Annotated in this window: 5 protein-coding genes and 1 pseudogene; 3 read left to right on the forward strand and 3 right to left on the reverse strand. The window is 70.8% G+C overall.

The window, feature by feature from the left end:
- Positions 1–240: pseudogene (locus ABZS51_RS41565) on the forward strand (hypothetical protein); the annotation flags it as partial.
- 33 nt (positions 241–273) lie between these two features.
- Here ABZS51_RS41565 and ABZS51_RS41570 read toward each other — a convergent pair.
- The 3 genes from ABZS51_RS41570 to ABZS51_RS41580 all read right to left on the reverse strand — a co-directional run bounded on the left by ABZS51_RS41570 (position 274) and on the right by ABZS51_RS41580 (position 5,235).
- Entirely contained in the window at positions 274–1,350 is a 1,077-nt protein-coding gene (locus tag ABZS51_RS41570; RefSeq protein WP_355453536.1) for a serine hydrolase domain-containing protein, read from the reverse strand.
- 259 nt (positions 1,351–1,609) lie between these two features.
- Positions 1,610–3,595 (reverse strand): hypothetical protein, encoded by a 1,986-nt coding sequence (locus ABZS51_RS41575; RefSeq protein WP_355453539.1) that lies wholly within the window; start codon positions 3,593–3,595, stop codon positions 1,610–1,612.
- A gap of 194 nt (positions 3,596–3,789) precedes the next feature.
- A complete protein-coding gene (locus ABZS51_RS41580; protein ID WP_355453542.1) occupies positions 3,790–5,235 on the reverse strand; it encodes a class I SAM-dependent methyltransferase in 1,446 nt (481 codons plus the stop codon).
- A 242-nt stretch (positions 5,236–5,477) separates the two neighbouring features.
- Here ABZS51_RS41580 and groES point away from each other — a divergent pair, with 242 nt between their 5' ends.
- The gene (gene groES / locus ABZS51_RS41585; protein ID WP_253781127.1) at positions 5,478–5,792 is read left to right on the forward strand and encodes a co-chaperone GroES; all 315 of its coding nucleotides are present in this window, start codon (positions 5,478–5,480) and stop codon (positions 5,790–5,792) included.
- Between the two features lie 70 nt (positions 5,793–5,862).
- On the forward strand, positions 5,863–7,482 hold the full coding sequence (gene groL / locus ABZS51_RS41590) for a chaperonin GroEL (RefSeq protein ID WP_355453545.1): 1,620 nt from the start codon (positions 5,863–5,865) through the stop codon (positions 7,480–7,482).
- The last annotated feature ends 84 nt before the right edge of the window (positions 7,483–7,566 follow it).

The following is a 7,566-nucleotide window of genomic DNA, read 5'->3' on the forward strand; positions in this document are numbered from 1 at the left end:
CTCGTACGAGCCGCCACCGAAGACAAGCCGAACATCGCCGGACTCGGCCGGGGAATGCAGCGCCTCATCGGACTGTTCAACCCGACCGTTCGCGCCCTCGGCGAGACCTGGTACCAGCGCGACCGCCCCTTCGTCGCCGACGACTCAGCCTTCCGCAAGGCATTCGGCCCGGTCGAGGTCACCCCGCACGCCGACGGCATCGCCGCGACCCTCGACTGGTACCGCCACCACGCAGCCTGAACTCGCCCCTCCCCACGGGGCTGGCCGGGACTGTCAGTCGCGCCGCTGAACCGCCGAGCCGCAGAACACCTTGACGGCGATGCCCATGACCTCCTCGGTGGACGGGTTCCGGGTCGAGGGATTGATCGACAGGGTCATCGACTTGCCGGAGTCCGAGCGGAACGCGAACGTGAGGTATCCGATCAGCTCGCCGCTGTGTCCCCACACCGTGCCGCACGGCAGCCGGTAGGCCTGCAGTCCGAGCCCGTAGCCGAACCCGGCTCCGGTCTCGACCGTCGTGCGCATCGCCTGCAATGACGTCTTGCTGATCAGCTTGCCGTCGAGCAGCGCCGACATGAACCGCTCCAGGTCGGCCGCGGTCGAGATCATCTCTCCTGCGGCCCAGTCCAGCGAGGGGTTCATCCGCGTGGCGTCCACCAGGCCGGGCAGCGGCTCGTATCCCTTGGCGTGCGGCGCCGGCAGCCCCGCCCGGTCGCCCGGGACCACGGTGTGGCGCAGCCCCAGCGGTCGCAGGATGCGGCGCGTGACCTCCTTGCCGTACGGGTGGCCGGTCAGCTTCTCCACCAGCAGCCCGAGCACCACGTAGTTGGTGTTCGAGTAGTGCCACTTCCCGTCGTCGGGGAGCTTCTTGGCGAAGGCCACATCGAGCAGCTCGCGCGGCTGGTAGGAGCGGAACCGGGCGTCGCCGCGCCAGCGGTTGGTCGAGTATCCGGGCTCGCTCATGTAGTCGTACAGGTGGCTGGTGTGGTTGAGGAGCCGGCGGACGGTGATCTGCGCGCCGCCCGGCACCAGGCCCGGCAGGTACCGGTCGACGGGGTCGTCGAGCTGGATCCTGCCCTCGTCCACGAGCTGGAGCACAACGGTCGCGACGAAGGTCTTGGTGACGCTGCCGATCCGGAAGTACCCGTTGGGCGACGGCCGTCCCTCGCGCTCGATGTCGCGCACGCCCACGGCGCCCGACCAGGTGTGTCCGCCGTCGGAGACCCGCGCCAGGGCGGCCGTGGCTCCGCCGCCGGCCACGATCTTGTCCAGGTCGGAGCGTACGTCCACACCGTGGCCACCCGCGGTGACGGCCGTCGCGACCAGCACGTTCATCATCAGCTGCATCATGTGCGCAACGCTAGGGAGATCGGCGGTGCGGCGGAATGCGGTGCTCCGCCGACTCCACCTGTGGAAAACCGCAGCAGCTCAGGAGCCGGCACCCCGCGGCCGGGCTCACTCGTGACCACGTGGGCGGCCCAGGATGCGCGCCGTCACGGCGGGTGGCCCGTGAGCCCTCACAGCCGGCCGTGACAGGGGTCAGCCGACGTCGGCGCGTGCGCGTGACGTCGGCCTTGCCGTAGCGGATGGTGCCGATCCGGACGGCGGGTCAGTCCTTCGGCCGGGTGGGGCGGAGGAGGGCCTCGGCGAGGGCCAGCATGGTCTCCTCCAGCGAGCCCAGGCGCTTGGTGAGGTCCGCCGTGGCCGGCGTGACGATGCCCGTCACCGTGCGCGTCAGCTCCTCGCGGTCGGGCCGCGCCTGGAGCAGCTCCGTGAGCGCGCCCGCCGCCGCCGTGAGACGGTCGGCCTCGTCGGCGGCGCGGGCGGCGATCGCCTCCTCGATCCGCTCGCCGATGCCCAGCGTGACCGGGAGCTGGCTCACCCGCTGGTTGACCGCCTCCAGGTGGTCGTCCACCGTCTCCAGCTGCTCGCCCGCCTGCTCGGCGCGGGTGGCGAGGTCCGTCAGATGCCGGTCCACGCCGTCGAAGCGGGTCTGCATGCTCGTCTGGATGGCCGTCTGGATGGCATTGCCCACCTGGTCGAACCGCGTCGCCATGTCCGTGTCCACCGCGTCGAGGCGGGTGGCGAGCCCGTCCACCGTGTCGAAGCGGGCGGTCAGGTTGGCGTCGGCCGTGGCGAAATGGGCGGCCATGGCGCTGTCGCTGCGGTCGAGGCGGCTCGTGACCCCGTCGAACCCGGCCGCCAGCTTCGTGTCGACGGTCGTGAAACGGCCCGTCACCGTGCTGTCGACGGCGTCGAACCGGGTCGTCAGATGCTCCTCGACCTCGCTCAGCCGCTCGTCCAGCGACTCCAGGTCGTTGTCCAGATGGTTGAAGCGGGCCTCGTTGCGGGTCGCGTTCTCGCCGAGGTGCTGGTCGACGCCCGCCACCCGCTGGTCCACCGTCGCCATCCGCTGGTCCACGGCCGCCATCCGCTGCTCGACCCCGCCCACGCGCTCGTCCACGGCGCCCAGCCGCTCGCCGGCGGCGACGGCGCGCTCGTCCAGCGTGGTCAGCCGGCCGTCGAGGGCGGTGAAGCGGCCGTCCATCCGGCCGTCCAGGGCGCCGAGCTGCCCGTCGAGCGAGACGATCCGCTTGTCGACGGACCCCAGCCGGGAGTCCATCCCGGCCAGGCGGCCGTCCACGCCCTCCATGCGCGCGTCGAGCTCGTCGAGCCGCACCGCGACCTGCTGCTGCGTCTCCTCCAGGCAGGTGGCCAGCTCCTGCCGCGACTCCTCCACCCGCGCCGCGAGCCGCTGCTCGGCGGTCGTCAGCCGGTCGGTCACGGCGCTCACCTGGCCCGCGAGCACGTCCACGTGCGCGGTCAGTCTCTCGGCCACGGCGTCCACGTGCGCGTTGACCTGCTCGCCGACGGCGGCGGCCCGGGTCCCGGCCTGCTCGGCCGCGGCGGCCAGCCGGCCGTCCAGCCCGCTGGACAGCCCCGAGGCGATCCCGCTGGACAGCTCGGCCACCACGTTCTCGACCCGGTCGGTGCGCGCCGTCAGCTCGGCGAGCGACCTGTCGAGCCGGGTGAAGCGGCTGGCGGCGGCCTCCATGCTGGAGCCGAGCTGGGCCATGACGGCCGCGAACTCGCCCATCCGCTTGGCGATGCCCTCGCCGCCGTCCAACACCGACTGCAGCCGCTTCAACGTCTCCTCGACGCCGCCGCCGATGGTCGTCAGATCGTCCCAGATGTTCGGGAGCTCCACCACGGGGGCGACGCGCTGGTGGACCGACTCCACCCGGGCGTCCACGGAGCCCACCTGCGAGCCGACGGCGTCCACGTGGTCGCGGACCGCCTCGACGTGCTGGGCGAGGCCCTCGGCCCACATGGGCGGCTTGGCGGCCATGTCGTCAAGGCGCCCGCTCACCGTCTCCAGCGTGCCGCTCAACCCACCGAGCTCCCGCTCGCGCACCTCGCGCAGCAGCCACTCCATGCCTTCGAGCCGCTGGCGGATCTCGTCGAGGACGGCCCCCTGCGTGCGCTGCTCGTACACATGATCCTGCGCGGCGCGGGCCAGCAGCTCCCGCATTCTCTCCGGGACCTTGCTGTGCCCCCCTGTCTGCAGGAGGGTGGTGTGGTTGGAATGATCCACCGAAAGCTCCTTCACTCGCCGACGGTTCATCGCGCAGCGGTGGGATAGGTCCGGTTTGCAGATGGAAGAAGGAGAACGCGGTAAACCGCTACAGGGGGGAGAACTCCCGCCCGCCCACCTTAGCCTCTCGATCAAGCCACGTCAGTGGTGCGGGAAAATATCGTGGTTGCCGCACAAGCGCCCTGTTTTGCTCTTTACGCAGGTGGGCATGGGCGGCAGATCAGGGCGGACGGCTTATCCATGATCCGGGTCAGAATGACCACGGCGGATTCACTGCCCGAAAGTCGCAGATCTCCGCGAAGGCGTTCGATGTCCACGGCGGAGGCGCGCTTTTTAATAGTGATATTTCCTATTTTCCGGTCGCGGAGAGCGGCGCGCAGGCGCTTCAGCGAGAACGGCAGCGCCTCCTCCACCTCGTACCGGGACGCCCAGGGAGTGTCGACCGGGTCGTCCCCGGTGATGTAGGCGATCATCGGGTCGGGCAGGCGGCCGTCCACCAGTTCGGCGACCTCGGCGACCAGGTGCGCGCGGATCGCCGCGCCGTCGGGCTCGTACACGTAGCGGCCCAGCGGGCCGACGGGGGCGACGGCGCCGGTGTCACGCAGGACGTGGCCGCCGGGCAGCAGCGTGGCCAGCCGGACCGGCCCGCCGCCCGCCGTCGTGTCCGGCCTGTCGGTCGTGCGGGCGCCGGGGTGCGTCCACAGGGAGGCCTCCTTCACCTCGCCCTTGTACGAGACCCACTCGGCCTCGGCCGTCTCCGGGATGAACTCGTACGGGATGCCCGGGGCGACCTTGAGACAGGCCCATCGGGCCCGGGCGACCAGGTCGAGCACGACGGGCCACGGCGGGGAGTAGGCCAAGGGGTCGAACGTGCGGCCCCTGGAGGTGCGCCGGGCCGGGTCGGCGAACAGCACGTCGTAGTCCTCGGGCGACACGGACGCGGCGTCGGCCACCCGGACCGTGACCCGTCCGGCCGGCCCGAGCGCCTCGACGTTGGCCACGGCCACGGCCACGGTCAGCGGGTCGGTGTCGACGGCGTCCACGACACAGCCCGCCCGGGCCAGCGCCAGGAGATCCCCGCCGATGCCGCAGCACGCGTCCACGACCCTCGGCCCCGCCCCCTGCGTGCCCGCCCCCTGCGTGCCCGAGCCGGGCGGACCGAAGCCCTGCGGGCCGGAGCCGTACAGGCTGGAGCCGTGCGGGCCGGAGTCCTGAGGACCCGAGTCCTGAGGACCCGAGTCATGAGGACGGGAGTCGTGCGGGCCCGGCGGGCGCGTGCCCGAGGCGGTGTCGTCCTCCCGAGCCGCCGCTCCCTGGCGCGTTCGCGAGCCCTGTGAACGGTGTGAGTCGTGCCACAGCGCGGTGAGCCGGGCGGCGCGGTGGGCGGCGACCTCGGCCCGGGTGGCCTGCTCCAGGCCGTGCGGCGTGAAGTACATCAGCTCGGCGTCCGCGCCGAACTTGGCGCGCGCCCGGTCCCGAAGCCGCGCCTGGGTGAGCGCCGCCGAGGCGAGCGCGGCGTCGTAGGTCCGGCGCAGGCTCGTCGCGGCCGCCACGGGGTCGCCCCCTTGGAGCTCGCCCGCCTCCGCGAGCGCGCGCTGTCCGCGCGGAGTGAGCAGCTCGGTGAAGGCGTCCAGGTCCACGCCGTACGACGTTAGCGCCTCCCGTGCGGCCCCCGATCCGGGACCCCGTCACGACCTGCGAGGATGGGTTATCGCTCTCAGCAGACGTGTTCGTGTTGACTGTCAAGCCCCTCTTGCATATGTTTCCTGTTGGCACTCTCCCCTTGAGAGTGCCAACGTGCGACGAGGCAGGTCTGGCACCCGCGACGGCAGGCCCCGCTGGTCGCCTCTTCTAGATCATTCAAATCTGAAGGGGAGGTCCGATCGTGACGACCGCCACCAAGGTTCCCGTTAAGCCGCTCGGCGACCGCATTGTGGTGCAGCCGCTTGAGGCTGAGCAGACCACCGCTTCCGGCCTGGTCATCCCGGATACCGCCAAGGAGAAGCCGCAGGAGGGCAAGGTCCTCGCGGTGGGCCCGGGCAACTGGGATGAGGACGGCGAGAAGCGGATCCCGCTCGACGTCAGTGAGGGCGACGTCGTCCTCTACAGCAAGTACGGCGGCACCGAGGTCAAGTACGGCGGCGAGGAGTACCTCGTGCTCTCCGCCCGCGACGTTCTCGCGATCATCGAGAAGTAAGCCGGTGGTGTCGGGCCCCGGGCGCGTGAGCGGCCGGGGCCTTCGACACTAGGAGAGGACTTTCAGCAAAATGGCGAAGATCCTGGAGTTCGACGAGGACGCCCGTCGCGCTCTTGAGCGTGGCGTCAACGCCCTCGCGGATGCCGTGAAGGTTACCCTCGGCCCCCGTGGCCGCAACGTCGTCATCGACAAGAAGTTCGGTGCTCCGACCATCACGAACGACGGTGTGACCATCGCTCGTGAGATCGAGCTGGAGGAGCGCTACGAGAACCTCGGCGCCCAGCTCGCCAAGGAAGTGGCCACCAAGACCAACGACATCGCGGGTGACGGCACCACCACCGCGACGGTCCTGGCTCAGGCCATGGTCCGCGAAGGCCTGCGCAACGTGGCGGCCGGCGCCTCGCCGCTGTCGCTCAAGCGCGGCATCGACAAGGCGGCCAAGGAGATCAGCGACAAGCTGCTCGCCAGCGCCCGCCCGGTCGAGGACAAGAAGGAGATCGCCAACGTCGCGACGATCTCCGCCCAGGACGCCAAGATCGGCGAGCTGATCGCCGAGGCGTTCGACAAGGTCGGCAAGGACGGCGTCCTCACGGTCGAAGAGTCCAACGCCATGGGCATGGAGCTCGAGTTCACCGAGGGCCTCCAGTTCGACAAGGGCTACCTGTCGGCCTACATGGTCACCGACCCCGAGCGCATGGAGTCCGTCCTCGAGGACGCCTACATCCTGCTGACGCAGGGCAAGATCGCCTCGATCGCCGACTTCCTGCCGATGCTGGAGAAGGTCGCGCAGACCAAGAAGCCGCTGCTCGTGGTCGCCGAGGACGTCGAGGGCGAGGCCCTGGCCGTCCTGGTCACCAACAAGATCCGTGGCACGTTCACCTCCGTCGCCGTCAAGGCGCCGGGCTTCGGCGACCGCCGCAAGGCGATGCTGCAGGACATGGCCATCCTCACCGGCGGCCAGGTCGTCAGCGAAGAGGTCGGCCTCAAGCTGGAGAACGTCGGCCTTGAGGTGCTCGGCCAGGCGCGTCGCATCGTCGTCACCAAGGACGCCACGACCATCGTCGACGGCGCCGGTGACCAGCAGGCCATCGAGGACCGCGTCAAGGAGATCAAGCTCGCCATCGAGCAGTCCGACTCCGACTGGGACCGCGAGAAGCTGCAGGAGCGGCTGGCCAAGCTGGCCGGCGGCGTCTGCGTGCTGCGCGTCGGCGCGGCCACCGAGGTCGAGCTCAAGGAGAAGAAGCACCGTCTCGAGGACGCCATCTCCGCGACGCGCGCCGCGATCGAGGAGGGCATCGTCTCCGGCGGTGGCTCGGCCCTGATCCACGTCTCCAAGGACCTGGACGACCTCGGCCTGACGGGCGACGAGGCCACCGGTGTCGGCGTCGTGCGCCGCGCGCTGGTCGAGCCGGCCCGCTGGATCGCCGAGAACGCCGGTCTCGAGGGCTACGTGGTCACCCACAAGGTCGCCGAGCTTGAGGCCGGCCACGGCCTCAACGCCGCGACCGGCGAGTACGGCGACCTGATCGCGCAGGGTGTCATCGACCCGGTCAAGGTCACCCGCTCGGCCGTCCAGAACGCCGCTTCGATCGCGGGCATGCTGCTCACGACCGAGGTGCTCGTCGTGGACAAGCCCGAGGAGGAGGCCCCGGCCGCCGGCCAGGGCCACGGCCACGGTCACGGCCACTGACGACCTGAGGGTCACCGGCTGACGGGCTTCGGCCCGCGCGGCCGGTGACACCACGGCTCACGAACGGCCCGCCCCCGGGAGTGG

This window comes from Nonomuraea sp. NPDC005501, assembly GCF_040605905.1.
GTDB lineage: Bacteria > Actinomycetota > Actinomycetes > Streptosporangiales > Streptosporangiaceae > Nonomuraea.